The organism is Nonomuraea fuscirosea (assembly GCF_035917475.1).
GTDB classification, from domain to species: Bacteria; Actinomycetota; Actinomycetes; order Streptosporangiales; family Streptosporangiaceae; genus Nonomuraea; species Nonomuraea fuscirosea.
Genome location: NZ_CP109074.1, coordinates 11,042,303 through 11,068,043, shown reverse-complemented (window position 1 = coordinate 11,068,043; position 25,741 = coordinate 11,042,303). Strand labels below are relative to the sequence as shown.

At 65.0% G+C, this 25,741-nt stretch carries 26 protein-coding genes and 1 tRNA gene; 12 read left to right on the top strand and 15 right to left on the bottom strand.

From position 1 onward, the window contains the following. Nucleotides 1-65: 65 nt before the first annotated feature. Nucleotides 66-1,220: an acyl-CoA dehydrogenase family protein gene (locus OIE67_RS51110; RefSeq protein WP_106241703.1), complete on the top strand. Its 1,155-nt coding sequence runs from the start codon at nucleotides 66-68 to the stop codon at nucleotides 1,218-1,220. 49 nt (nucleotides 1,221-1,269) lie between these two features. Further along, nucleotides 1,270-1,342 (top strand) — tRNA-Lys (locus OIE67_RS51105). Nucleotides 1,343-1,414: 72 nt separating this feature from the next. Here OIE67_RS51105 and OIE67_RS51100 read toward each other — a convergent pair. From OIE67_RS51100 to OIE67_RS51065, 8 genes are all read right to left on the bottom strand, one after another. Beyond that, nucleotides 1,415-2,734, bottom strand: a complete 1,320-nt coding sequence (locus OIE67_RS51100) for a tyrosine-type recombinase/integrase (RefSeq protein WP_326634303.1) — start codon at nucleotides 2,732-2,734, stop codon at nucleotides 1,415-1,417. Beyond that, nucleotides 2,731-2,904, bottom strand: a complete 174-nt coding sequence (locus tag OIE67_RS51095) for a helix-turn-helix domain-containing protein (RefSeq protein ID WP_326634301.1) — start codon at nucleotides 2,902-2,904, stop codon at nucleotides 2,731-2,733. The genes OIE67_RS51100 and OIE67_RS51095 overlap by 4 nt, the downstream gene beginning before the upstream one ends. Beyond that, nucleotides 2,904-4,511 carry a replication initiator gene (locus tag OIE67_RS51090; protein WP_326634299.1) on the bottom strand — a complete coding sequence of 536 codons (1,608 nt, stop codon included), beginning with the start codon at nucleotides 4,509-4,511 and terminating at the stop codon, nucleotides 2,904-2,906. Before OIE67_RS51090 ends, OIE67_RS51095 begins: the two co-directional genes overlap by 1 nt. Then, nucleotides 4,508-4,657, bottom strand: coding sequence for a hypothetical protein (locus OIE67_RS51085; RefSeq protein ID WP_326634297.1), 150 nt, complete (start codon nucleotides 4,655-4,657; stop codon nucleotides 4,508-4,510). Before OIE67_RS51085 ends, OIE67_RS51090 begins: the two co-directional genes overlap by 4 nt. Beyond that, nucleotides 4,654-6,072: an FtsK/SpoIIIE domain-containing protein gene (locus tag OIE67_RS51080; protein WP_326634295.1), complete on the bottom strand. Its 1,419-nt coding sequence runs from the start codon at nucleotides 6,070-6,072 to the stop codon at nucleotides 4,654-4,656. The genes OIE67_RS51085 and OIE67_RS51080 overlap by 4 nt, the downstream gene beginning before the upstream one ends. Nucleotides 6,073-6,158: 86 nt before the next feature. After that, the gene (locus OIE67_RS51075; protein ID WP_326634292.1) at nucleotides 6,159-6,473 is read right to left on the bottom strand and encodes a hypothetical protein; all 315 of its coding nucleotides are present in this window, start codon (nucleotides 6,471-6,473) and stop codon (nucleotides 6,159-6,161) included. Continuing rightward, nucleotides 6,470-6,736, bottom strand: coding sequence for a hypothetical protein (locus OIE67_RS51070; protein WP_326634290.1), 267 nt, complete (start codon nucleotides 6,734-6,736; stop codon nucleotides 6,470-6,472). Before OIE67_RS51070 ends, OIE67_RS51075 begins: the two co-directional genes overlap by 4 nt. After that, a complete protein-coding gene (locus OIE67_RS51065; protein WP_326634288.1) occupies nucleotides 6,736-7,161 on the bottom strand; it encodes a plasmid replication, integration and excision activator in 426 nt (141 codons plus the stop codon). The genes OIE67_RS51070 and OIE67_RS51065 overlap by 1 nt, the downstream gene beginning before the upstream one ends. A 165-nt stretch (nucleotides 7,162-7,326) precedes the next feature. Between OIE67_RS51065 and OIE67_RS51060 the strand changes: the two genes are divergently transcribed. Next, on the top strand, nucleotides 7,327-7,740 hold the full coding sequence (locus tag OIE67_RS51060) for a hypothetical protein (RefSeq protein ID WP_326634287.1): 414 nt from the start codon (nucleotides 7,327-7,329) through the stop codon (nucleotides 7,738-7,740). Between the two features lie 12 nt (nucleotides 7,741-7,752). On the opposite strand, the gene OIE67_RS51055 is transcribed toward OIE67_RS51060, so the two are convergent. Next, nucleotides 7,753-8,484 carry a GntR family transcriptional regulator gene (locus OIE67_RS51055; RefSeq protein WP_326645742.1) on the bottom strand — a complete coding sequence of 244 codons (732 nt, stop codon included), beginning with the start codon at nucleotides 8,482-8,484 and terminating at the stop codon, nucleotides 7,753-7,755. 254 nt (nucleotides 8,485-8,738) lie between these two features. Then, nucleotides 8,739-9,023 carry a hypothetical protein gene (locus OIE67_RS51050; protein ID WP_326634286.1) on the bottom strand — a complete coding sequence of 95 codons (285 nt, stop codon included), beginning with the start codon at nucleotides 9,021-9,023 and terminating at the stop codon, nucleotides 8,739-8,741. A 346-nt stretch (nucleotides 9,024-9,369) separates the two neighbouring features. Here OIE67_RS51050 and OIE67_RS51045 point away from each other — a divergent pair, with 346 nt between their 5' ends. Next, entirely contained in the window at nucleotides 9,370-10,665 is a 1,296-nt protein-coding gene (locus OIE67_RS51045) for an XRE family transcriptional regulator (protein WP_326634284.1), read from the top strand. 112 nt (nucleotides 10,666-10,777) lie between these two features. Here the strand turns inward: OIE67_RS51045 and OIE67_RS51040 are convergent, their stop codons facing one another. Continuing rightward, nucleotides 10,778-12,103: a hypothetical protein gene (locus tag OIE67_RS51040; RefSeq protein ID WP_326634282.1), complete on the bottom strand. Its 1,326-nt coding sequence runs from the start codon at nucleotides 12,101-12,103 to the stop codon at nucleotides 10,778-10,780. Between the two features lie 465 nt (nucleotides 12,104-12,568). Here OIE67_RS51040 and OIE67_RS51035 point away from each other — a divergent pair, with 465 nt between their 5' ends. From OIE67_RS51035 to OIE67_RS55695, 7 genes are all read left to right on the top strand, one after another. Then, on the top strand, nucleotides 12,569-13,198 hold the full coding sequence (locus tag OIE67_RS51035; RefSeq protein ID WP_326634280.1) for an HAD-IA family hydrolase: 630 nt from the start codon (nucleotides 12,569-12,571) through the stop codon (nucleotides 13,196-13,198). An 8-nt stretch (nucleotides 13,199-13,206) separates the two neighbouring features. After that, nucleotides 13,207-13,758 (top strand): DUF6461 domain-containing protein, encoded by a 552-nt coding sequence (locus tag OIE67_RS51030; RefSeq protein WP_326634278.1) that lies wholly within the window; start codon nucleotides 13,207-13,209, stop codon nucleotides 13,756-13,758. 639 nt (nucleotides 13,759-14,397) lie between these two features. Further along, nucleotides 14,398-15,150, top strand: coding sequence for a zinc ribbon domain-containing protein (locus OIE67_RS51025; RefSeq protein WP_326634277.1), 753 nt, complete (start codon nucleotides 14,398-14,400; stop codon nucleotides 15,148-15,150). A gap of 695 nt (nucleotides 15,151-15,845) precedes the next feature. Continuing rightward, nucleotides 15,846-16,901, top strand: coding sequence for an ArsR/SmtB family transcription factor (locus tag OIE67_RS51020; protein WP_326634275.1), 1,056 nt, complete (start codon nucleotides 15,846-15,848; stop codon nucleotides 16,899-16,901). A gap of 484 nt (nucleotides 16,902-17,385) precedes the next feature. Next, nucleotides 17,386-17,847 (top strand): RICIN domain-containing protein, encoded by a 462-nt coding sequence (locus OIE67_RS51015; RefSeq protein ID WP_326634273.1) that lies wholly within the window; start codon nucleotides 17,386-17,388, stop codon nucleotides 17,845-17,847. 157 nt (nucleotides 17,848-18,004) lie between these two features. Beyond that, complete coding sequence (locus OIE67_RS51010; protein ID WP_326645176.1) at nucleotides 18,005-19,234, top strand: IS701 family transposase; 1,230 nt, start codon at nucleotides 18,005-18,007, stop codon at nucleotides 19,232-19,234. A 389-nt stretch (nucleotides 19,235-19,623) separates the two neighbouring features. After that, complete coding sequence (locus tag OIE67_RS55695; protein WP_407674939.1) at nucleotides 19,624-19,884, top strand: JmjC domain-containing protein; 261 nt, start codon at nucleotides 19,624-19,626, stop codon at nucleotides 19,882-19,884. On the opposite strand, the gene OIE67_RS51005 is transcribed toward OIE67_RS55695, so the two are convergent. Then, nucleotides 19,860-20,960, bottom strand: coding sequence for an integrase core domain-containing protein (locus tag OIE67_RS51005; protein WP_326634271.1), 1,101 nt, complete (start codon nucleotides 20,958-20,960; stop codon nucleotides 19,860-19,862). The genes OIE67_RS55695 and OIE67_RS51005 overlap by 25 nt on opposite strands. Nucleotides 20,961-21,826: 866 nt before the next feature. On the opposite strand from OIE67_RS51005, the gene OIE67_RS51000 reads away from it, so the two are divergent. Beyond that, nucleotides 21,827-23,770 (top strand): hypothetical protein, encoded by a 1,944-nt coding sequence (locus tag OIE67_RS51000; protein ID WP_326634269.1) that lies wholly within the window; start codon nucleotides 21,827-21,829, stop codon nucleotides 23,768-23,770. Between the two features lie 129 nt (nucleotides 23,771-23,899). On the opposite strand, the gene OIE67_RS50995 is transcribed toward OIE67_RS51000, so the two are convergent. From OIE67_RS50995 to OIE67_RS50985, 3 genes are read right to left on the bottom strand one after another with little or no spacing between them, the layout of a single operon-like run. Next, nucleotides 23,900-24,178: a hypothetical protein gene (locus OIE67_RS50995; RefSeq protein WP_326634267.1), complete on the bottom strand. Its 279-nt coding sequence runs from the start codon at nucleotides 24,176-24,178 to the stop codon at nucleotides 23,900-23,902. Next, nucleotides 24,168-25,268 carry an integrase core domain-containing protein gene (locus OIE67_RS50990; protein ID WP_326634265.1) on the bottom strand — a complete coding sequence of 367 codons (1,101 nt, stop codon included), beginning with the start codon at nucleotides 25,266-25,268 and terminating at the stop codon, nucleotides 24,168-24,170. The genes OIE67_RS50995 and OIE67_RS50990 overlap by 11 nt, the downstream gene beginning before the upstream one ends. Beyond that, nucleotides 25,198-25,557 (bottom strand): hypothetical protein, encoded by a 360-nt coding sequence (locus tag OIE67_RS50985; RefSeq protein WP_326645832.1) that lies wholly within the window; start codon nucleotides 25,555-25,557, stop codon nucleotides 25,198-25,200. The genes OIE67_RS50990 and OIE67_RS50985 overlap by 71 nt, the downstream gene beginning before the upstream one ends. Nucleotides 25,558-25,741 lie beyond the last annotated feature (184 nt).

Genomic DNA, 25,741 nt, shown 5'->3' with positions numbered 1-25,741 from the left:
CACATCAGGATTGCCCCTGGTACAACCCTGGTAGCCCCCTATGTACGAGGGAGAGGACCCAACCCATGGACGACCTGCTGCGCCTGGACGACCGCCTCGGCCCTGACCAGCGGCTCATCCGCGACACGGTCAGATCCTTCGTCGCCGACCGCGTCCTTCCGCACGTCGGGGACTGGTTCGAGGAAGCCGTCTTCCCCGCGCGCGAGCTGGCGCCCGAGCTCGGCTCGCTCGGCCTGCTCGGCATGCATCTCGAAGGGTACGGCTGCGCGGGGACGGACGCGGTGTCGTACGGCGTGGCCTGCCGCGAACTGGAGGCCGGCGACTCGGGCCTGCGCTCCTTCGTGTCGGTGCAGGGCTCACTGGCCATGTTCCCCATCTGGCGGTACGGCTCCGACGAGCAGAAGGACGAGTGGCTGCCCCGCATGGCCGCCGGTCAGGCCATCGGCTGCTTCGGCCTGACCGAGCCCGACCACGGCTCCGACCCGGCCGGCATGCGGACGTACGCGAAGAAGGACGGCTCCGACTGGATCCTGAACGGCGCCAAGATGTGGATCACCAACGGCTCGATCGCCGACGTCGCCGTGGTCTGGGCCCAGACCGACGAGGGCGTACGCGGCTTCGTCGTCCCCACCTCCACCCCCGGCTTCTCCGCCCCTGAGATCCACAAGAAGCTGTCCCTGAGGGCCTCGGTCACCTCCTCCCTCTACTTCGACGACGTACGCCTGCCCGCCTCCGCCGCGCTCCCCGGCGTCGTGGGCCTGCGCGGCCCGCTCTCCTGCCTCTCCGAGGCCCGTTTCGGCATCATCTGGGGCGTCGTCGGCGCCGCCCGCGCCTGCCTGGAGGCGGCCGTCGAATACTCGAAGACGCGCGTCCAGTTCGACAAGCCGATCGGGGCGTTCCAACTGACGCAGGAGAAACTCGCCTGGATGTACGTCGGCATGACCCAGGCCGGCCTCACCGCCCTGCACCTCGGCGAACTGAAGGACGCGGGCACGCTGGAGCCGCGGCAGATCAGCTTCGGCAAACTGGCCAACGTACGGGCCGCCCTCGACATCGCCCGCCAGGCCCGCTCGATCCTGGGCGGCAACGGGATCACCCTGGAGTACCCTGTGATCAGGCACATGAACAACCTGGAAAGTGTGCTGACGTACGAAGGCACCCAGGAAGTGCACACTCTGGTGCTCGGGGAGGCGCTGACGGGGCTGGCGGCCTACCGGTGATGGAGACGTCGCGGACAGGGCGGTAATCTCTGTACCCTTGCTGGTGCGAGGGGCGTTAGCTCAATTGGCAGAGCTGCGGACTTTTAATCCGTAGGTTCCGGGTTCGAGCCCCGGGCGCCCTACCCTAAATGACCTGGGCGGACTCCTCGATCTTCATGATCAAGAAGTCCGCCCGGTTGCATTTCCAGTTGCAGTTAGCCCCAGAGGGCGCGGCCCATTCGAGCTGCTGCCTCGGTTGAGAGCGTCGCCGTGATGTGGGTGTAGCGCTTGGTCGTGGTCAGTTGTGAGTGGCCGAGGATTTCCTGGACGACGCTGATGTCCACGCCCTGCTCTATGAGGAGCGTTGCGGCGGTGTGGCGAGCGTCGTGGACACGGGCGTCCTTCTCGACTCCAGCCAGGCGCAGGAGTTCCTTCCATTCGTCCCAGTCCTGGCCGGCGTCGATGGGGCGGCCGTCGGGGTGGCACCAGACGAGGTCATAGTCCTGCCACCGCTCCCCCATCGTTTCCTTCTCGGCCTGTTGGGCCTGCTGGTGGAGCTTGAGGAGCGGAATTAGCGGGGGCGGGATCATGACGGTTCGCTTGCTCTTGCCCTTGGGCTTCACGAAGATCCAGCCGCCTACGCGTTCGGGGCAGGAGGGCGCGTGCTTGGTGCAGTCCGGTGCGCAGTAGCTCTGTCCTGGCTTGTTGCACACGTGCTTGCGGCCTGAGGTGCGCTTGGCCTTGGGGCAGTCCTTGGGGCACGGGTAGCGGTGGAGGCGTTCGCCGCAGGTGTGCGGGTCCCTGCAGCCGTGGCGGTAGCGCTGGTGCTTGATCTGCCAGAAGACGCGGATGACGCCTCGCTTGAGGTCCACGTACTTCCAGCGCAGGCCCAGCGCCTCACATTGCCGAAGACCAAGCGCGAGGGCCACGGACCAACGGGTGCCGTTCCTCTGGCTGTTTGCCACGTCGAGGACATCGCGGGCCTCGTCGGCGTCGAGGGGCTCGATCTCCACGTCCTCGGCGGTAGGCGCGTCGATCAGGGTGCAGACGTTGCGGGCGACCTTCTCACGCCGTACCGCGATCTTTAGCGCGCGGGAGAGGATCCGGTGGATCTGCACAATGGTGTTCTGGGCAAGGCCCTGCTGTGCGAGGTAGGCATAGAAGGCGTCCAAGTGCTCCGGGCGCAGCCGGTCGAGGCGGTGAGCACCGAGGCGCGGGATGATCCAGTGCTCGGCCTTGGGCCGGTAAGTGCTTTCCAAGGTGCGGTCGCTGACCTTGAGAGGCGCGATCTCGTCGAGGTACGTGCGCATCCACTCGGCGACCGTGGGCGCGAGCCCCGGCTGGTCGGACTTGCCGGAGTCCCGCTTCCGCTCCAGCTCGCGGACCTTCTTGGTCACCTCGGCCTCACTGTCGCCAACCCGGTGGCGGCGGTCGGGCGTGCCGTCGTCCTTGACGCCCATGGTCACGTAGCCGTGCCACTTGCCGTCCTTGCCCAGGAAGATCGAGGAGCGGCCGTTGGGCTTGCGCGTCGTCACGCCGCCTCCAGGTCACGGGCGAAGTCAAGCAGAGCGGCAGCAGGGATCAGGCGGTATCCGTCGCGCTTGATCGATCGAAGCTCACCTGTCTTGATGAGTCGGAACACCGCCGTACGGCTCATGCCCAGGACCGTGGCTGCGTCGTTCGGTCGGTAGAAGAGTCTTTCCATTACGCCGCCCTCCCTTCAGTTGCCGAAAGTTCTTGGCCGTTCGCTCTGGCTTCCAGTTCGCGGAGGTGGGCTCGCCAGCGTTGGCGTTCGTGGACTGACCGGAGGAGTCGGACGGAGAGGGGCGGCACGTTGGCGTCTCCGGCCGGGACGGGGCGCCAGATGTAGCGGTGCGGGTTGGTGGGTTCGTCGGGTTGGCCGAGGGCTTCCAGGACCCAGGTGCGGCGGTCCTGCTTGTGCTCGGCGAGAGTCTTGTTCGACCACTTGCGCGAGACCAGGATGCGGCGTCCGGCGTAGCCGAGGTGTTCGGGCTTGTGGGCCTTGCCTCGGCATCGGCCAGGGTGCATGCCGGGCTTGGCGTCCTTGGGCTGGACGCCGTAGCGCAGCCAGTTCGGGCAGGTGGGTGAGCAGGGTTCGTAGCGAAGGGCGCCGAGCATGCGGGTGGCGTGCTCACGCTGGGCCTGGCCGCCGTCGAGAGTGTCGCCGATGGACTTGGTGAGGTACTTGGACAGGTAGCGGATGCACTGGTCAGCGTCCGGGGTGCCCGCGAGAACGCCTTGAACGTCGACCTGTTCGCCGAAGCGGATCGCGTGGAGGGGTTCGGTGTCCTCGTCGAGGGCGTCGAGGGCTTCGTCCCAGGTGGGCAGGACCTCTCCGGTAACCGGGTCGAGGTAGCCGGCCTCGTCCTGCCAGACGGGCATGTGCTCGCCCTCGAAGACGACTTCGTCGGCCTGGGGCCACCAGACCTGGTGGTAGGTGGCGGCCGCTATCTGCTTGATTTCGGCTCGTGGGAGCGTTCCACGGATGGCCATGTGTAGATGTGGCGCGAGGCGCTTCTGAGGCTCGACGGAGGCGAAGTACTGCACGTCGTAGCCTGCGACGCGGCGCAGGTTCTGTACGAAGCGATCGACGAGCTTGGAGAAGTGCAGCGCGTCCCGGGCGGCGCGCCGGTAGTCATAGGTGTCGGGGTCGATGGGTGCACCGTCGCGAACCTTGCCGTACGAGGGCAAGGTGAGCGTGATGAACAGTGACGGCCGGTAGATCTTGCCATCCGTGCCCTGGAAGGTGCGTCCAAGAGTGGTGCTGGTCATCTTGCGCTTGGGCAGGTCGGGTGCGTCCTGCCGTCGCCGGGTGGAGCGGGAGCGCTTGGACGCCGTACGGCCCAGGACGTTGCCGCGCATGCCTGCGGCGTTGATCTCCTCGTCCAGGCCGGTGATGATCGCATCCAGTTCGGTGGTGTCGTCGCCGGCCTTTTCGGCGGCGTCGCGCTGGGCTTGGTAGTCGGCGCGGAACTCCACCAGCCAGCGTTGTTCGTCGTTGGCCTTGTCGGGTGTGATGGCGGGTTCTTCGTCGAGGTGCCAGCCTTCGCGGCACTGGGCCTTGCGGAGCTGCTTGTTGCGCTTGGCACACGGCGGGCACTTGCTGTCGAGGGTGGCCCCGCAGGGTACGTCGATGATCTCGGACTTGCCGGTGACGACGTCGAGGCGCTTGAGCGGGATGGGGCGGATGCAGACGCCGTGCTGCTTGGCGACTTCTACGAGTACGTCGCGGGCCATCGGCATGGCCTGTCGGATGGCACGGGGGAGGGCGCGGTCGTGCGCTTGGGTCATGCGGTCCTCCCTTCGTCGGGGTCGGTGACGATGAGCGCGGTCTGGCCGCACTCGGAGCACTCGACCAGGCCGCGGACGGGGTCGAGCCAGAGAACGTTCAAGGCGAGACAGGTGGCGCAGCGCAGGCCGTGGAGCAGGTGAGTCATGCGGCCTGCCCGTAGTAGGTCACCATGGCGCGGATGTCGGTGTCGGAGACGTAGGCGGCGCGAACCCGGATCGGTTCGGGTGAGGTCTCCAGGCGCATGTACGCGACGCCCGCTCCCAGTTCCGGGACGGGTGAGATGTGGTCGGCGAGTGCGCCCCGGTCGCGTGCGCCGTCGCCGAGGACCATGTCCACCTGCTCGGACTCGTCGAGCCTGAGGGCGATCTTGTCGGGGAACAGGTTGCGAATGTTCATGACTTCCTTGCGTGGGTCTTGGAGGGCGGCCATGACGCCGACTCCGACCGAGCGCCCTTGAGTGGCGAGCGTGGCCAGGGCGGCGGAGATGCGCTGCCGGAGTTGCTTGTCGGGCTGGTAGGCGGTCAGGAACGCCACCTCGTCCACGAGCACCAGGACGAACGGGTCCTCAATGGTCGGGACGTGGGAGCGCTGGAGACCGGCGAAGCGAGCCGCCCGCTTCTGCATGACGGAGACGGCCTCGTCGAGCAGGTCGGCGCAGTCGGCCGGATCAGCGGCGTAGCGGCCTTGGAACAGCTCGCGTCCGAAGGACAGCTCCATCAGCTTGGGATCGAGGGCCCAGACTTCGGCCAGGCCCGCCCGCATCGCGGGGAGCAAGCCGCGGATGGTGTCCCACAGGAACGAACCCTTGCCCGCCCCGGTCGCGCCCGCGATCAGGACGTGCGTGCCGTGGACCTTGAGCCGGAGCGGTCGGCCGTCCTCTTGCTTGCCGATCTCGACCGGTCCGACCGATGGTTCGTCCGGGATGGGAAGGGCGGGCATGGGCGCGGCGAGCGGATCGCTGCGCGGGAAGGTCAGCAGCAGTCGGCCACCCTTGACGAGCGCGACCCGGCAGGAGGTTGCGCCGAAGCCTTGGGCGAGGTTGTCGATGCGGTCGGACCAGTCTTTGACCGCCTGGCCGCCGAGCATCCGGACCGTGATGCGGTCGGCCCAGCCGTCGCAGGTGACGCGGAGCAGACGCGGCATGTAGACGCGACCGTTGATGCGCTTGGCCAGTCCGGAGACGTCCATGACGCCATGCCAGTGACGCCGGTAGACCGACACCAGCCGCCACAGGGCAAGCAACCGGAAGCCGACGATGCGGGAGAAGAGATCGCCGTCGGTGCAGGCCCAGGCGAGCATGGACAGGACGACGAAGCCAAGGGTGGATGCCGCAGCAGGCCAGCCGTAGCAGGTCCACATGACGCCCAGGGCGACCGGCACGGCGACCGCGACCGGATGCCGCCAGGTGGTGCGGACGAGGGCGGCCAGGAAGCGCCAGCCGTAGACGAGGAAGGTGATGATGGCGGGTGTCTTGAGCACGGCCGGTCGGAAGACGACGGCCGTATCGGGCGTGGTGGAGACGAGGCTGCGTGCCTCATCCCCAGGCAGCCGCTTGAACATAAGCTGGGAACCTCTCGTGATGTGGAGTCAGGGGAGAACCGAGGGGCCGCCGGAAGTTGCCGCTTCCAGCGGCCCCGCCTCTTGTGTCAGGCCGCCGGGTCGGTGGCGTCCTTGGCCGACTGTTCGGCGTGCAACTGCTCGCAGTCGGCCAGGTAGCGAGCGGCAGCGTTAAAGATCTCGCGGGCGGTGGCCAGGTCGTCGTCGGTGACTGGCCCGGCCCCGGTGGTGGAGATGTGCACGTTCGCCTCGTGGGAGGCGAAGTCCAGGTACGGGCGCGGGTTGCTGAGCAGGATTCCGGCACGGACCTTGAGGCGCGGGGTGTGGAAGGAGACGCCGACGTGCGGCGCTGAGTCGGGTTGCATGGACAAGGTGACGTAGGTGTAGGGCCGGTGCTCGCTCACGCCGCCATCCCCTTGCCGTCCGGGAGGCCGTAGAAGCTGCGCTCCAGGGAGCGGGCGAAGCGGTGCGCCGCGTGGGCGAGCTGGCGCGCGAACTCCAGGTCCTCCGCCGTCACGGGACCGCTCGTGGTGACCAGGACGGAGGTGGCGCCGAAGTCGAGCGCCAGGACGGGCTCACGGCGGGCGAACGGGTGGTTCATGGTGCGGGCGGCGTGCCCGGTGGTCAGCCGGATCACACTGTTGCGCGGGGTACGGCGTCGGGTCATCAGGCGGCGTCCTTTCCGGCCGTGGCCTTGCTCTGGGCGGGCTGGATGGTCTGGCGGGGCGCGTGCATCTCGCGGACCTTGATCGAGTACGCGAGGCGACCGGCGGCGTTGACGTACGGCGTGATCGTGATGCCGTCGAACTCGACCGGTGTGAACGGCAGGCCCGGCATGGGTTGCGGGGGCACCGGCTGGACCGGAGCGAGGATCTTGACCGCGACCGTCTTCTGGGCGGGCTTGAGGGTCGGGTCACCGTCCATGACCGCGACCTGCCAGACCAGCTCGGCGGTCTGCTTGTCGCGGGCCTGCACGAACTGGCCGCCGGCGGAGGCGTCGAAGTCCTTGACGGGCTCGACCTCTCCGACGATGTAGCAGCCGTGCGGAAAGACCATGGCGAAGGTGACGGGGATGGGGCCTTGCAGAGCCATAACGTTGGTTCCTCTCTTGGATGACAGGCACTCGACCTATCAAGTAGTTAGACCGTAACCCTGCGTATCTTGCTAGGTCAAGTGACTAGGTGCGAGGTGACGGGCGTGTCACCTGTGCGATAGACAGTCGCCCAAGCTGATGGCCCGACATCTGAGGAGGATCTGGTGCGAATCCTGTGGGGCTGCTTAGCCGTGGTCGTGATCGCCCCGCTGGTCGGGCTGTTCCTGCTGATCATGATGCCGGTGTGGCGCGACGATGCCCGGCTCGACGACTTCCATGAGCGAGTGCTGGCCATCCCGCTGCCGCCTGAGACACGCAGCAATGGCGACAGCGAAGCCGAATTCGACAAGAACCCCGGTGGTAGTGGCGACTACTGCCACTACGAGATCCGACTGCCTCTCAGTACCGGACTGTCGGCGGGGGAGATCGGCGCCTACTACCGCAAGACCGCAGTCACCGGAGTGGATGACGAGGCTCACGTCGGTCTGGACTGGGGCGAGGACACCGAAGACGGCAGAGCCGTCGTTGTGGTGTTCAGCGACCTCAGCTCCAGCGATTGGGACTTCCGCTGCACATAGTCGGCAGCCTCATCAGGTGATCGGGTAGGCGTCTTCCAACTCGTGCCGGTCGGCAGGTAGCAAAACCTCGACGACAGCAAGGGGCCGGCCGGAGGCATCACGGACAGCGCCGAAGACCGCCAGGAGCGGGACGTTCTTCGGCATGCTCAGTTGCTTGGCCTCGCCGGCCGAGGGCATGCGCGCGGTGATCTGCTCCACGATGTGATCGAACCTGACGCCCTTGCGCGCTTGGAGATGCTCGCGGAAGCCCTGCCGCAACGGCTCACCGCTGGTGAGATCCGTACCGCCGGAAAGATCCAACGGCAGCCACAGCGACACCAACTCGGTCGGCTCGCCATCACGCACGATGAGCCTCCGGCGCACGAACACCTTGCTCTTGGGCTGCACGTCGAGCAGCACACCGATGCGGTTCGGGACGGCCACGGCGCCCACTTCGACGACCTCGCCGGTGGTGTCCGTCTCAGGCTTGGTCAGGTATGCCTGGCCGGGCCGCTTCTGCTCAACGGAGGCCATGGCCGGACGGCCGCGCACGAAGCGTCCCTTGCCCTGCTGGGACTCGATCCAGCCCTGCTCACGGAGCACGCGAAGGGCGGCGACCACGGTGGGACGGGAGACGCTGAACTCTTGGATGAGCTGGTTCTCGCTGGGGAGAAGGGTGCCCGGTGGGTAGTCTCCGGCCTCGATGCGCCTCTGGAGAGTCTGGACAAGCTGCGCATACTTAGGCGGCACGGACTCTAGCGACATCATGACCGTCCAACAGCCGACAGGTTGTTTTACCAAGTTTGAGCGTATCGGGAGAACTACAGCCTGTCCATGTCGTTGACGCAAGCCGCAGCCGTACGCAAGAAGACCGGCAGGCACCACAGCGGCCGGGCGGGGAAAGGACGCCGCGGGGGCCACCGCTGCCACTGCCTGCCGGGAGCGGCGCGACGAGACAAGGCGGCGGCAATCCCCACCCCCCTTTGGCAGGGAGCGCACTTGTCTCGCCGCGCCGGTCATCACCTGGCGAGGTACTCAGCCAGGACGTTCGCCGCGCCCTGCGGGTCGTTGGTGGGATGCCGCTGCTCGGCGTTCTGCCACGAGTAATAGGCCCCGCCGAACCCGACGAACACCCACACCGGCATCCCCGGCTCCCGCTTGTGCACCATGAGCGCGGTGTTGTTGTCGCGCAGCTCGGCGTTGACACCGAGGTTCGTGAGCTGGTCGCGCAGCCGGACGAGCATGTCGCCCTCTTCCTGGTTCTGCGGGAAACCGGCCATCGCCGCCTGAATGATCGAGTTCATTTCCCGTTCCCTTCGGCCTGGCCGCCTCCGAGGCAGTCGAGACACTCTCGCTCCTCACTAGGGGTCTGATCTGTGTCGCTGTCGCCGATGAGGAGCGCACGGCGCGAGTCGCGCAGCTTGATCCCGCGTCCCCGGCAACCGGGGCACGGCGACGTCTTGCTCATCTCGTCTGGCCGGATCACCGTCGCCATCTCCTCGTTCATCCGGCGTTCCCTGTGGCGGGAGGCCGCGTGACGTACCGTGGTTGACTGATGACAAGTCCACCGGCAACCGAGTCTGAGCAGGACCCCTGAACGGCCCCCCTCATTTCCCCTTTCGAGCCCCCAGCCGGGAGGAAGACCCGAAGATGCCCGACTACATCCCGAACGTGAGGCTTCGTGCATGGCGCAATGAGCGACGGCTGTCCCGCGCGGAGATGGCCGACCAGATCAACGCCACACCCATAGGCGTTGCCGAACGACTGGTATGCGACGAGGAACGGGTACGCCGCTGGGAGGCCGGCGAAGTCCGATGGCCACGCACCCCCTACCGGCTGGCACTGACCCAACTGACCGGCCGGGAGCCGGAAGCACTCGGGTTCACCCAGACCAAGCAGACCGGCAGCGGCCTCATCGAGGCCCGCGTGATCCCCGTCGACGCTCTCCGCTCCGAGGCCGACCTGTACGGAACCATGGAACTCGCCCAGCAACTCCAGGCGTCAGATGTCGGGGCCGGGACCCTGGAGGCCCTTGCCGAGGCCGTCGATCTCCTGTGCCGCGCCTATCCCGTTGTACCCGCGAGCACCCTACGAGACCGAACGCAAAAGCGCCTGGCGCAGATCAACCACCTGCTCGCCGGACGCCTCACCCTAGACCAGCACCGCGAACTGCTCGTCATCACCGGCTGGCTCACCGCCCTTCTGGGCTGTGTCCACTACGACCTGGGCGAGAGGGAAGAGGCCGAAACCGCCCGACGCGCCGCCTTCGAGATGGGCCGCCAGGTCGGACACGGCGAACTCATGGGCTGGGCACATGAGATGTCAGCCTGGTTCGCCCTCGTCGAAGGCCGGTACGAAGACGTCGTCACTGCCGCCCGCATGGGCCAAGCTGTGGCTGGCACCAGCAGCGCCATGGTCCAACTCACTCTCCAAGAAGCCCGCGGCCTTGCCCGCATCGGAGACCGCCGCGAAGCCGACCGAGCCCTGACCCGCGGAGCCGAAGTCCTCGGCAGCCTGCCCATACCCGACCACCCAGACCACCACTTCGTCTTCGACCACGCCAAATGGGTCTTCTACGCCGCCACCTGCTACACCTGGCTCGCCGACGACGACCGCGCCGAAGAACACGCCCGCGAAACCATCCAGATGCATACCCGCCCGGACGGCACCTCCAACGCCCCCATGCGCGTCGCCGACGCGCAGATAGACCTAGGCATAGTCCACGCCCGACGTGGAGACCTCGATGCAGCTGTCAACGCAGGTATGGCCGCCTTCGACATCGACCGACGATCCCTTACTGACCTTGTTAACCGTGCCGGAGATCTCGACCGTGTACTACGGCAGCGCTACCGACGAGAAGCACTAGCCGACGAATTTCATGAGCGCTTCGTTACAGCCCGACGTGCTCTTGGAGACCGTCGCCCAGAGCTACTAGATGGAGCGTGACGAGCTGCTGCGGTGTGCTGCATATGTGTTTTCGACCGAAAACATCGGCTTAATTGACGATCAGGCGGGTCTTGCATTTGGGCTGTTACCTAGTTCAGGCGCTGCGATAGGTTCAGCGACCTTGGCTTTCATGGATGACCTCCATCGCAAGAAATCTGATCAACTGTACGTCGGGGCCCAGAGAATCGGCTTCTCGGCTTTCAGGCATTAGAACCTTGGAGTCTCCGTATTTCGGCTCATCTTTCGCATGCACGATCCGATTGCGGAGCTTGTAGACACGTTCCGCCACTTGGTCGATTATGCCGGTAGTTTTATCTTTTGCATTTAAGGCTCTTACTCCGCGTATCGGTCCCTTGTTTGAAAAGTGGCCGTTCCATGAGCCGTTTTCGAGGAAATCCTTGAGGAGTTCTTCTCGGACGCCCTCCTTCAGTAGAGTTCGTAGATGTTTGGCCTCAAGTCCTAGAAGACTTTCTTCAACGATGTCGATGAGCTTCAGGACGGATGCGTCTCGCTTCTCATCGAACTTCCTGTCGAAGAGCTCGGATCGTACGTCACGTATTATCGCACGTCGTATCATGCTGAAAAGAAAGTATTCCAAGATCTGATAGTAGGAGAGAAAGGCTAGAGTAGGATTTCCAGTGGCTTGCGTGGCGAAGCCAAAAAGCGTAGCGATCTCTGGACTTATAGATGTGATTGGAAATCTCGCCGATCCGACGGCTGACCTTGCGGCACGCATTCGAGGAGGATCGACATCTGTTTGCATCGGCCAACGTATAGGGCTAAGTATCACTCCGTTTCGCGAGTTTAGCTCGTATAGAAAGGAGTGGAGTATCTCATCGCTCTGCTCTAGCAAATCTTCTTTTGGTTGACGGTTGTCAAGATATAGTTTGATTGAGAAGCGTGGCCTCTCTTGTGCGCGCATGATGAATGGCACAACAAGAGGGCTGCAATTCGATAGCTCTATGCAGGCGCTTCCATCCCGCCGCGTGAGATGAATCCGCGCCGCTATTCGAGCTTCGCGATCATCGGCATCGCGGATCCTCTGAATGATTTGCCCATCCTGCAAGATTGGAAGCCATGAATTGTCCATCGCATGCTTGCATTGCGTTTCAATGTTTCTCAGGATTCGAGAGATTTGAAGGGGGAACCCAGGAAGTCCCATTCCTCTCACAAGGCCGATCTCAACAACGCCAGGTGAGGGTGCAATGTAGCCTGCATACTGTGGATGATCGGAATGGTCCCAACCAAGCTGATCTCTCAGGGAAGCGAACATAGAACGAGGAACGGATGATTCGGTGCGAAGGTAGCTCCTGGGGCCACGCATAGCGATCGTCAGCCCTTCGTTCGCGATCGCCGCTGAATCGTACCCCTTTGACAAGAGGGCGTCCCGCAGGGCTTCATCCTCGCTCACCGCTTGGGGTTCCTTGTCTTCGGCCATCTCTGCTCCTTAGGCGGCCTGCGAGAGTTCCTGTGGTCGGGCTCATTGCTGCGGGAAACCAAGGCAAGTGCCTGATGAGTTGCCGAATTGTTCTCATACCTATCAAGCGGCGGCGCGGCGCGCCGCCGTACCCCGGCCCTCCGCCCGCCCGCCGTCCGGGCGTGCGGCCTGGGGGCCGGTCCCGGACGGCGGCGGGACACCGGGCCGGGCACCGCACGCCGCCCCCGCCGTACCGACCGAACGCACCGACCAGGGTTGCCACGCCGCCGCACAGATACAGCCCTACGATCGCCACAGCATGGCCGGCCACCGTATGTGCTTGGGGGCGATCGACGATCCGTGCTTCGTTCCTCAGCACGGCTCACCGAACAACCTGGTTGCGGTCCGCTTCCGGGCTTCCCGGTCTTCGTTGCTCAGCGTCAGCTTGGCCACATCGTCCTGACCATCCGTGACATCCTTTGGTCCATGGTAATCAAGGCTCTGCTGTTCGATGTCGATGGGGTGTTACTCGACTCCAGCGCAACGCACCGACGCATCTGGGATGCCTGGTCAGCCATGCGGGGACTGGACAAGGACCTGGTATGGAGCCTCACCCACGCCCGTCGCCCCGAAGACACCGTCCGCGAGGTCGCCCCTGGCCTCGATCCCCACGCCGAACGCAAGGTGTTGAACCAACTGATGTTCAAGGAAGGCGATGCCTTCCCGGCAGCGCGTGGGGCGATAAGCCTGCTGCGCGAACTGGACCGGCGCCCTTGGGCATTGGTCACTTCGGGCAGCCGAGCCCACGTCCACCAGCGCTTCCAGCTTGCTTCGCTTCCGCTGCCGCGAGTGCAGATCTATGGCGAGGACGTCGAACGATCGAAGCCCCATCCGGAGAGCTATCTCAAGGCGGCCGAACTTCTCTCAGTCGAGGCGGGCGACTGCATCGTGGTAGAGGATGCACCCCACGGAATCACCGCAGGGAAAGCAGCGGGATGCACAGTGATCGCTGTAGCCACGACCCACTCACCCCATGAACTGATCAAGGCGGATGCCTGCTTCTCATCGCTCGAGGCAGCAACTCCCCACCTCCTGGCGGCGATCCGGACGGCATAGGGGTGCGCATGGGTGGGGCGACAGCGGCAGACTACGCCTGGTTGAGCGAACGGTGGACCGATGGTGTCGGTACCACCGTCTTGTGCATCACCTTCGTCCGTGATCTATCCCCTGCGGACGCTCTGCGGCGGATCAAGGTCACCCCAGGTACTCTCGGCGAGTTCAACGTTGCCGCATACGCCGCTCAGGGCGGAACCGTCCTGGCCGACACCGGATGGGGGACTAGGTACGTCACCAACGTGGCCGAGCCGTTGTCATTGGATACGGCCGTGGCCACGGTGTTCGCCAATGTCGAGAACTCCGACTTCACCTTCAGGTTGAACGATCGACTGATTGCCACGTTCGGCTTGTACGGCTACCGCTACCGGGAGGGCGACGACCCCGATCGGCTCCTCGCGGATGTCCGTGACCTGGGCCTGTACGGCGACGGATACCGCGAGGACCCCATCGCCAGCGCTCTGGCTCTCGCCTCCCGCGCTACCGGCGTACACCTATCTCGCGCCCACTACGCCAGACCAGCCCTAACCGGTTCGACTGATCATCTGCAAGCCACCTGGTGAGTTGGGGAGAGGCCCCGCGATCCAGCACACAGCTGGGAGCCACCTGGGGAGCCACCCAGTCGAACGATCATGAACTGTGGCGGACTACCGCGAACGCGGTGACATCCAGCGACCAGCCCCGCGAACGCGTCCGGACGGCGGCGGAGGTCGTTTGGGGACCTTGTAAACAGAAGGTCAGGCCGTCCGTTCGTGGTCGTCAGCGAGCCGCCAGGGTTGCAGTTCGGGTTGCAATACGAGGCCGTTCACAGCCGTTCAGTGCGGACCTGGCAGGCCCTCTGACCTGCATTGAACGATCTGGAACGGCCTGAACTGGATCTTTTAATCCGTAGGTTCCGGGTTCGAGCCCCGGGCGCCCTACCACTCCACACCCCATCCGACCTGCACTTTCTCGATCTCGGACGCCTTCTGCGAGGCGAAGACGGCCGAGTTCATGCTCGTCACATGCTCTTCGGCACACGTCCGGCACATGCCTGGACACGCCGGTTCCCCATTTGACCCCAGTTCGCCAAGAGCAACCCGCAAGAAGATCAAGGGCGACCCGAACCGGAGCACCTGGCGGCCATCGCGTTCCACGTCCCACCTAGTGACGGGACAAGAACCGGTCAAGCTGCTCGCCGTGCGGGTAGGGCAGTTTTCACGATGACCAATAGGTTGGGCGTCCGCATCTACGAAGAGAGAGTCGCCCCCCAGCGGGAGTGTTGCCAGCGGATCGAAAATCTCCCACCTCACGGTTCGCCTCCCGATAGAGTGCTGTTCCCGACTTCTTCCCCTCGAAGGGCAGCCTTTCGTGATGGCAGGCGTGCCGCGGCCCCCGCCCGCAAGGGACCCGCTCTGCTCCAAGGGCTGGCCATCTGCGGAAAATGCGGCCAGAAAATGACCGTGCGCTACCACCTCCGCCACGGCATCGAACATCCCGACTATGTCTGCCAGCGCGCCAAGATCGAACATAACGAAGGGATCTGCCAGACCCTGCCCGGCACCGACCTGGACGCCCACATCAGCCAGCTGCTGCTCGACACGCTCACCCCGCTGGCCATCGAAGCCGCCCTCACCGTCGCCGCCGAACTCGCCCACCGCGCCGGCCAGGCCAACCAGCAACGCGCCGCCCTCGTCGAACGCGCCCGTTACCACGCCGACCTGGCCCGCCGCCGCTACCTGGCCGTCGATCCCGGCAACCGGCTGGTGGCCGACACCCTGGAAGCCGACTGGAACACCGCGCTGCGCGAACTGCGCCAGGCCCAAGACGCCTACGACACCGCCGCCGCCACGGCCGACGGCCCGCTCACCGACGCACAAAAGACCCGCATCAGCCGGCTGGCCGGCGACTTCCCGCTATCTGGAACGACCCGGCCACCCCGCAACGCGAACGCAAACGCATGGCCCGCCTGCTGATCAGCGACGTCACCATCATCCGAGACGACCAGGCGACCACCTGCCACGTCCGCTTCACCGGCGGGCAAGACCACACCTTCGCCCTTCCCCTCCCGAAACCCGCCTGCAGCCGCAGAACCAGGCTCGGCATCGCCGACGTCGACGTCGGCACACCGGTCAGAACAGTGCCATCTACAGCGAGATCGGCATGGGCGCGCTCCACCTCGGTCACCAGGGACACGTTCCGGTAGACGGCCCGCGCCCATGCATCGGGATCCGCGGCACCGTCGCGTACCTGCCAGACACCCCACGGCTCACCTTCGGGAGTGCACCACCAGCGCGGCACGAGCCGGTGTCTCGGGACCGCCGCAACGACCGGCCGCCACCGGGAATCCTCCGTAGTGACCTCCGCAGCGAGTCGCCTGCTGTGCTCCCGCCACCGCATGCGATCTCCCCCTCCGCAACCCGGCGTGGCCTACGTGGCCGCTTGCTGCAGCTTACCCAGTATCCCACCAGGGCCAGGGCCCCTCCTCGGGATCCGGCCGCCAGGCCTTTGTTCTTCAGCCGGCCGAGAATCATCTGGCGGTCGATCGGCACCCGAACCGAAATCAAGTCGTCAATGTCACGATATCGGTCGTGTCTTGCGGGCTTGTGTTCCTCATGCGAACGTTGATCCCCAGCCGCTTCCATGGGTGTAGCCAGTGCCGTCCCGGGAGATGTTCATGCTGCGGTTTCACCTGACGTCCGATGACCTGACCCACGTGCGCATGGCCGGACAGCCGCTCGCGCTCTGGGACATCATCTTCAGCCTGAACCTGCTGCAGAACCGGCAGGCCGCCCTGGTGTTCGATCCCTGGCGCCACGCGGTGCGCCGGCAACTGGAAAAAGCGCGGTTGACCAGCGCGGTGGCCATGCTCTCCCGGCTGTACTTCGAGGGGGGTCACGCGCCGGACTTCTTGGTCGCCACGCCGGACGTGGTCGATCTGGACAGCGCTCTCGATGCAGTGCTGTCGACCCCGCGGATGGCGCTGCGCGGCCAATTGACCGAGCTGGTCCGGCTTCGCCGCCGTCCGCTGCCCTCCTGGAGCCGCGACCTGGCCGAGGGCGATGTGAAGGCGCTGAAATCACTGGGGGCGGTGCTGCGTCGCTACTACGACATCGCCGTCGCGCCCTACACCGCCCATATGCGGGAGGCGTTCACCGCCGAACGTTCCCGCTGCGCCGAACTCGCCATGTCCGACGGCGTGGACGGCTGGCTGGCCGGCTATCCCGCACACGTCATGCGGTGGGAGCAGGGGGTCTTGGCCACGAACCATCCCTTCGAGGCGGATTACCAGCTCGAAGGGCGGCCCTTGACGTTCATTCCCTCGTTCTTCGCCGCGGATGTGCCGGTGGCGACAGGCGAGCAATGGATTCCTCCTGTGATCGCCTATCCCATCGCGCACCGGCTGGGGTGGCTCACCAGCGGCGCGCAGAGCCCTGCCGCGCAGCAGAGCGGTTCGGCCTCGCTCAGCCGTCTCATCGGACCAGCACGAGCGGTCGCGCTGGACGCGCTGGGAAACGCGATGACCACCACTCAGCTCGCCCAGGCACTGAGCTTGTCTCTGCCCATGGCCAGCAGGCACGCCACCATCTTGCGCGAAGCCGGCCTCATCGTCTCGCAGCGCCGCGGCCAGGCCGTCGTCCACACCCGTACTCCGCTGGGTGAGGCTTTGTTGAACGGCGAATCGGCTATCGCCGTTCCGCCCTCCGGTCCCTGCTGCCCTTCCTGATCTGCTCCGCGGGCCGTGTTCTGCCGGTCGGGCGAAGCGGGACCTTTGCGCCAGAGTGCAAGGGCTTCAGCCGCCGGTAGCCGCTCATCCAGAATCAGCGGTGTTCCGTCATCCACCACGAACGGGGACAAGTCATGTCACGATGGTCCATCGCCGCCACTACTTGAAGTACGTGACGCATGACCGAGGGTCACCAAAGATAGCCGCCGCCTATTCATCGGGGCGGGATATGAATTCCGTGAGCGTTCTGCCAGCTCGCCCGCAGAAAGGGCCATCGGCCTCCGTCACCGCCACCACGAAAGCACGAGGAGAAATCATGCGACGCCCAATCGGAAGGCTTCTCGCCACGCTCGCCCTGACCTCGGTCATCACCATGGGTGTTGCCGCACTGGCCAACGCGACGGCTCCAGCGTCGGCCGCCACCTGCAATCCGTGGGAATGCTGAACTATCGGATCGGTCTGCCGAGTCAACAAGGAGGTATCCATGCAAGACTCTGTCAAGAGGGTGCTTGCCGCTTTGAGCATCGCTGCGACGGGCGTAGCATCGACGCCTGCGCCTGCCGCCGCGGGAGCGGAATTCAGCCTTAAGGTTCAGGGCACGGGCCAGTGTCTGGACACGCCGGGCAACAACATGACTGTTGTCACGAAGAACTGCTCCACTGCCTCGACACAGCTGTGGTTCACGGATTCTACCGGAATTCTGAAGAATTACAAAACCGGCCTGTGTCTCGATGTCAATACCAGCAGTAAGGTCGTCTTCGCCAACACCTGCAACGGGCACCTGAATCAGAAGTGGTCGTTCAGGAATGAGGGGGACGGCGCCTACAAATACCGCATCTATAATAGAGGGCAATACCGCTATCTCTACGCCGACCGCTACGGGGCCGTGAAGGTCGACGTCGTCGGCAGCACAGCGATGGCATTTAACTGGCAGCGATTCTCCTAATACTCCAGTGACACTTCGCGATCTTGAGGAGTGCGAGGTCACATAGCGACGGCCACCGCGAGATCATTCGGAGTTTGTGAAGACAACCAAAGATCATGCGGTGGCCGCGAGCCACAGCGTAGACCCTGACGGCTGGATGGTCACCTTCAACGAGCTGATGGCCCGGATCGCCGGCCGGTTCGGCCGCGTGGAGCCACGTCGCGCCGTGACCGCGTACGTGCGTGGGCTGCTGGCTGACCTCGACCGCAAGAACTGCTGGAACCTGGCCGAACACGCCGGGCTGGGTGGCCCGCAGGTGCTGCAGCGGCTGCTGCGCACCGCCCGCTGGGACGCCGACAAGGTGCGCGATGACGTCCGGGATTTCGTCGTCGACCGGCTCGGCCCCGGCGGCGTGCTGATCGCGGATGAGACCGGGTTCCTCAAGAAGGGCGCCGGTTCGGCCGGGGTGCAGCGGCAATACAGCGGCACCGCGGGCCGGATCGAGAACTGCCAGATCGGCGTGTTCCTGGCCTACGCCACCCCGGCCGGGCGGGCACTGCTGGACCGGCGGCTCTACCTGCCCGAGCACACCTGGATGGCCGATCCTGATCGGTGCCGCGCGGCCGGCGTCCCGGACGAGATCGCCTTCGCCACCAAGCCCGCCCTGGCCACCGCGATGATGCTGGCCGCCCTGGAGGCCGGCGTGCCCGCACACTGGTTGACCGGCGATGAGGTCTACGGCCAAGACCCGCGCCTGCGCGCCGCCTTGGAGGAACGCCGGATGGGATACGTACTGGCGATCGCGGGCAACCGGCGCATCGAACTCGAGGGCGTCCAGGTGAGCGCGGCCGAGGTCGCCGCCAGGGTGGCCGATCGGCACTGGCACCGCTACCGCGCCGGTCAAGGAGCCAAGGGCCCGCGCTGGTATGCCTGGGCGTGGGCCCGTATCGATGAAGGCGAGGCCCAGGGGTATCGGTGGCTGCTGATCAGGCGCAACCTGACCACCGGTGAGCTGGCGTTCTACCGCTGCTACGCCCCTGCCCGGCAGCCGCTGATGGCCTTGGTCAAGATCGCTGGGATTCGGTGGGCGGTTGAGGAGTCTTTCCAAGCCGCCAAGGGTCAGGTCGGGCTGGATCACTATCAGGTGCGCGGCTGGACGGCCTGGCATCGGCACGTCACCCTGGCCATGCTCGCCCTGGCCCTACTCGCGGCCATCGCCGCCGTCCAGCCGTCCGACACCACAGAGGACCGCATCCCGCTGACACTGCCCGAGATCCGCCGGCTACTGGCCACCCTGCTGCTGACCCGGCACCGATCAACCACCGATGTTCTGCGCTGGTCAGACTGGCGCCGCCGGCACCAAGCCATCGCCCGACGCTGCCACTACCAGCGCAGATCCAAACCATGATCGCGAAGTGTCACTGGAGTACTAAGAGAGTTTTCGCACCAATGAGGAATGCGCTCTGCTCTGATGGGAGGAGGTGCTCTTGCCTCAGAGCAGATCCGTTCCGCCGTTACACAGGTCAATTCGTAGAGTCGGTCATGGTTTCGTCGGGGTGTCGAGGGTGAGGGCCAGGGCTCCGGCATAGTAGAAGAACATGCCGGAGTGTCCGTTTCGCCCCGACGCTCGACTGGGGTTTCGACACGGATCGTCACGGCTCTCAGCCTCAACCCCAAGCCTGACGAATCGGACAAATCTCTACTTCGCCGGAGCCCTGCTACGCCGACGACGACCAGCCGGGGATGCCCCGGCGGTGAGCGGTCCGGGCACACCTCGACAACGGCGGGACGCTCTCCCTGCGTGACCTAGAGACCTTCAAGCCGTCGATCGCTGAACTACGCGCCGCCTTGACCCACGAACTCGGCTACCGCGTCCGCACCAACACCTACCTCACCCCTGCGGGCGGCCAGGGCCTCACCTACCACTACGACCCCTACCTGACATTGATCGACCAGCTTCACGGCCGCAAAGCGTGGCCCATGCACGCCGCGTGCATCGACAGTCCGCCTGCCGATAATTCCATCCGTGCAGGTCAAGCGGCATGTGAGTACTCGTGAAGGACGCTGCCAAGCCGGTCCTGCCGGCGTATGCTCAGGTCGGTGATTCGCTCTGGATCCGTAATCGGATCGGGGACGCTGCGCAGCGGGGCGGCTTGGTTCAGGGCTTGGTGGGCCTGGTGCTGGTTGTAGAAGTGTTCGTACTCGCGCAGGGAGTGCCGCAGGTGGCGTTCGTTCCAGATCAGGCAGCGGTCGAGAAGCTCGTGACGGCAGGACTGCACCCACCGCTCCATGATGGAGTTCATCCGCGGCATCCGGATACCGGTGAGCACCGTCTTGATGCCGGCTTCGGCGAGGACCTCGTCCATGAGGGCCAGGAACTTCCCCTCTCGGTCTCGGATCAGAAAGCGCGCCCGGCAGCCCGCATCGTCCAGATCCATCACCAGATTCCTGATCGCCTGGATGACCCAGCTCGCGCTCGGGTGAGCGGTGGTGCCGAGCACACGGACACGCCTGGTGGCGTGCTCGATCACCGCCGGAATGTACTGGCGTTGCCCGCTGAGAGTGACGGTCTCGATGAAATCGCACGCCAGCACGGCGTCGGCTTGTGAGCGCAGGAAGTCGGCCCACGTGGTGGACGCTCGCTCGGGCGCCGGATCAAGCCCCGCCTGCTTGAGGATCTCCCACACCGTGGACGGCGCGACCTTGATGCCGAGTGTGGTGAGCTCACCATGCACCCGCCGGTAGCCCCAGCCGGGGTTCTCTCGAACCAGGCGCAGGATGAGAGCGCGGATGGACTGGACGGTGGGTGGGCGGCCAGGCCGCTTCAGCCTGCAGGTACGGGCGTGACGCCGTTTCATCAGATCGCGGTGCCAGCGCAGAACCGTGTCCGGGCGGATGAGGAGCCGCAGCCGGCGCAGGACCTCGCGCGGCAGCGACGTCAGGAGCGCGGCAAGGAAGGCTCGGTCCTCAGGCGCGAATCTCACTCTGATGTCGGCGCCGAGTTGGCGTTCAAGGACGGTGATTCGGTGACGCAGGACGAGAATCTCCACGTCCCTGTCCCAATCGCCCACGGGCAGCAACCGCAGCGCGGCGTAAGCGTTCGTGACGGTCAGGTAGGCCAGGCGAAGGAGCACAGCGGATCATCCTGCCGTACGCGCTTCCCTCTCCCGGGTGACCGGAGTTCGCGTACGCCACGCGAAGCCCTCGCAGAGTCATGACCTGGGTGGATGTAATTATCGGCAGGCGCAGGCTTGGCCGTAGTGCAGCTTGTGCCCGGAGCAGCCGCGTAACACAGGACGACATTCATCGAGACGATGCGCTGTACAAGGCGGCAGGGGCTACCTTAGAAAGGACTTCCAAGACACGAGGATTCCACCAGCGTTCCGACGGTTGAGCGCCTATCCAGTCGTAGACGAAGAGGAGTCGCGTGGAGCCCCGCAGTGCAGGCGCCTTAGGCCGAGATTTCCCCTACAACCTTAAGACCGTGTGCTATATCGAGGTATTTGAGGATGGCACGGTATCTCACGGTCGAGATACGGGGACATACGAGCGTGCGCGGAGCGGAAAATCTCGATTGTTCGCTGTATGGCCGGGTGAGTGGTCCAGTCACCTCTTTGTGATTGACGATCTCGATGAGTACGCCAGAGCCCACGGTCTTGTTCACGATGAGGAACGCACCGGGCTCGCCGATCATGTGCACGTGGTTCGCTGGGAGCTGGATCCCAGCGAGGACAAGCCCATGGGGACCTACATCACGATCCGGGTCCAGCTGGACTGTGGATGCTCGATCCGTGACCGGCGGGTGTTCGCGCAGCAAATGCGTGAGCAGCGAGGTGGGAGATCAACACGTCCGGGGGCTGGGGTGGGAGCAGCGGCCATGGCTACCATTTGCGCGTGCGCCGCAAAAGCCTGACCACCGGCTAGATCGGTTGTCTTCGTCCACCCAGCGGAACTTTCGTGGTGTGCAGGTGGAGAGTGGAACGATGTAAGGGGAGACTGCGTGCCGCACCTCGGAAAGATCACGATTTCCAGCCCCGACCCAGGAACGATAGATACAGATCGTTTAATGGATGCGGTCGGCGCGGCCATCCAGGCAGGCTGGGAATCGCCGCGGGTCCTATCAGAGGATGAGGGTGACGACGAGCATCAGGGAGGAGGCTCGGTTGAGGATTACCGAGTCCTAGGCTACCCCGGCGGTGCGATCGTCTATGTGCTGCTGGTGGGGGGTGAGCTCGAACAGGTTGCACTCGCAGTAACTGCGCTGGGCCGTCACCTGACTACGTGGAGCCCTGACCTGCTGGCCTATTCGGTCGATGAGGTCGGCGTCTCCCGATACGACGAGCCGTACGATGCCGACAACTGGCTACCACTCTTGGATCACGATGAGCAGCCGCAGCCGCACTGGTCTCCCGAGGAACTCCTAGACCAGAACCTCATGGCGCTCAATGCCCGATATATTCTCGCCGGCGCCGTTAGGTCACTATGGGAACCAGGTCGACGCGTGGGCAGTCCGGCGGTCGATCCATACGATGTCGCTGCCGGCGCCGCCGAACATCCGTGGGGAGGCGCATTCGTCCGAGCACTGGGAACCTTGCTGATCCGCGCCGCGCGACTCGACGCTCAGGCAGGCGCTCAGTCCAAGCTGACCGCCCAGGGAGCCGGCGACCCCGCGTTGACGGCCGATCTATTGCAACGGGCTCGTGCCACAGCCCAGCAGAGTGAGACTGAAGGCTGGACGGACGACAAGATGCGCGGTCACGTGCTCGTCACGAGATTCACAGAAGATCATGGACTCGACTGGAATCAAGTCCGTGACGGGGAGTCCACCGAGCAGACCGACACGCGAAGCGCCGACCAACTGTGGCAGTTGCTGTGGGCCGGCCTCAAGACGCTGGCAACCCTCGCTGCCCCTCTCGCTCATGTCAGCAGTGCCTGGCAACTGTTGGATGATCTCGGCGATGACGAGGTCGTGGCGCTCATAGCCGAGCGGGAGAATGAACGTATCGACGCGGTCACTGAACACGATCGGCAGGAGGTGGATGCCGCAGCGGCAGCACACGCCGCGCTCTGGCTCGCGATCAACAGGCCAGAACTGTTGGCCACAGGCCAGTGCCGGTGGCTCATCTCCGTCGTCGCGAGCGACGTCGACACTTTCCACCAACTCGTCTACTCGGCCATGGTGATGGCCGGAACAGGCCCTGTCCGGGCTGCGGTCGACGACGTCGAGATGCCCGCGACGATGCATGCGGCAATGACGGAGTTCGTCGAGGCGCAAGCCCTGACTGACCCGGACGGCATCAGCCCGCGTCCCGGCGATGAGGAGGTTGGCGATGCATACGATGACATGCACCATGCACTTGAAGCGGCTCTCACCGACAATGGCGACCTATCCAGGCGAGTACGAGGACTTTTGACTGTCGTCGGCCGGGCGGCTGAGTTGACAGCGACGGACGTGAACACCCATCTCGGCCAGGAACGCCACATCTGCGCCCCACGCGAGTTGACCAGAGAACTGCTTGAACGCGCAGCAGAGCATGCTGCCGTCATCATCAGCGATGAGGAGCCTGATGATGACGGCAGTGTCCGGCTCAACGCTCTGTCCATGCTCGCCCAGATTGCTCCTGACGCGGCGGGCGCGATGGCGGCAGACTTTCCCGACCTCAGCAGCGATGATCCTCGTGATGAGCCCGCGGCCCGGACACGAGCACGCCAGTGGGTTGCAGATGCAATGCGAGTCGTGCGCGAACATCAGGAAAGCGATCAACTGGTGCCGGGGATGGCCAGCCCAGACGCCGAACTGGTACTTGGCGCCGTCGCGGCTGAGCAGGAACTGCCCCAATGGCCGATTCAACGGGTCGTGGCCGCTTCAGCCGAAGCAGCGGCAACCTTGCTTCACACCGCCTCCCTCACCACGTTGGCAGCGGATGTCTTTACGAGAACCTGACGCCTCACGACCGCTTGTAGCAACCGAGCCGAAGGATAACCCTGTAGCAAACGCCATCACCCACTGGCAAGAAAAGGCAAATAGGGTACTCCCCTCCGCCGCTGTCCGAATTCGGCACAGATCGAACCGTCAAGAGCGCACAATGGTGGCCGCATCGCGGGGCCGCGTGCTCATTACGTGCTCTTCGGCCATCGGTACCCACGGATACGCGCCGACATTTTCAGACATTTCAAATGCGGTAAAATTCGACAGAGCGACATAATTGAATACGGGGAGACACCGCTCGGCATAGAAACTGTCGACTTTTAATCCGTAGGTTCCGGGTTCGAGCCCCGGGCGCCCTACCACTCCATACCCCATCCGACCTTGCGCCTGCCGATAATTCCATCCATGCAGGTCAAGCGGCATGTGAGTATTCGTGGAGGACGCTGCCGAGCCGGTCTCGTCGGCGCACGTTCAGATCGGTGATTCGCCCGGGATCGGTGATCGGGGCCGGGGCGGGACGCCGCGGCGCTGCTTGGTCCAGGGCTTGATGGGCTCGGTGCCGGTTGTAGAAGTGTTCGTACTCGCGCAGGGCGTGCCGCAGATGGTGTTCGTTCCATACGAGGCAGCGGTCGAGGAGCTCTCGCCGGCACGACTGCACCCATCGCTCCATGATCGAGTTCATCCGCGGCATCCGGGCACCGGTGAGCACCGTCTTGATGCCGGCCTCGGCGAGGATCTCGTCCATGAGGGCGGGGAACTTCCGATCCCGATCTCGGAGCAGAAAGCGAGCCCGGCAGCCCGCATCCTCCAGGTCCATCGCTAAATTCCTGATCGCCTGGGTGACCCAGTTCGCACTCGGGTGCGCGGTGGTGCCGAGCACTCGGACGCGCCTGGTGGCATGCTCGATGACCGCAAGGATGTACTGGCGTTGCCCGCTGAGAGTGACGGTCTCGATGAAATCACAGGCCAGTAGGGCGTCGGCTTGCGAGCGCAGGAAGTCGGCCCACGTGGTGGAAGCCCGCTCGGGCGCCGGATCAACACCTGCCTGCTTGAGGATCTCCCAGACCGTGGACGGCGCGATCTCGATGCCGAGCGTGGTGAGCTCTCCGTGGACCCGCCGATAACCCCAGCCAGGGTTCTCCCGGACCAGACGCAGGATGAGGACACGGATGGAGCGGACCGTGGCCGGGCGCCCACGCCGCTTCGGCCGGCAGATACGGGCATGACGCCGTTTCATCAGATCGCGGTGCCACCGTAGGACGGTGTCCGGCCGGACGAGCAGCCGTAGCCGGCGCAGAACCTCGCGGGGTAGCGAGGTCAGCAGAGCCGCAAGCAAGGCCCGGTCCTCGGGCGCGAATCTGACTCTGATGTTGGCATCGAGTTGACGTTCAAGGACGGTGAACTGGTGACCCAGGATGAGAATCTCCACATCCTTGTCCCGATCACTCATGGGCAGCAACCGCAGCGCGGCGAACGCGTTCGTGACGGTCAGGTAGGCCAGGCGAAGGAACACAGCGGATCATCCTGCCGTACGCGGTCCCGCCTCCCGGGCGACCGGAACTCGCGTAGGCCACGCGAAGCCTTGGCAGAGTCATGACCTGGGTGGATGTAATTATCGACAGGCGCACCCACTCGGTGCGGGTGCTGGTGGAGTAAGGGTTCGCCCAGGTGCTGCGGGAGTTTACCGACACCACCCGGTACGGCAGCCGTTCCGGCCGCAGGCCGGTGACGAGCAGATGGTCGTAGGGCGCCTCGCCCAGCAGGGTGTCTCCCTGATAGAGCTTCAGGAAGTTGGACACCATGCTGTTGAGGAAGGTGCCGCCTACGTACCCGGCTCCCGTGCAGGACGACCTCGGGGCCGGGCTTGGCGTCGTCCAGGCGGCCGAGCACGGCGCGGGCCTGCCAGCGCAGCACCCGCACATGATCCAGGCCCAGCGTGGCCGCCGCCCGGCGGGGCGACCAGCCGCCTGCCGTGCCGCGACCTCG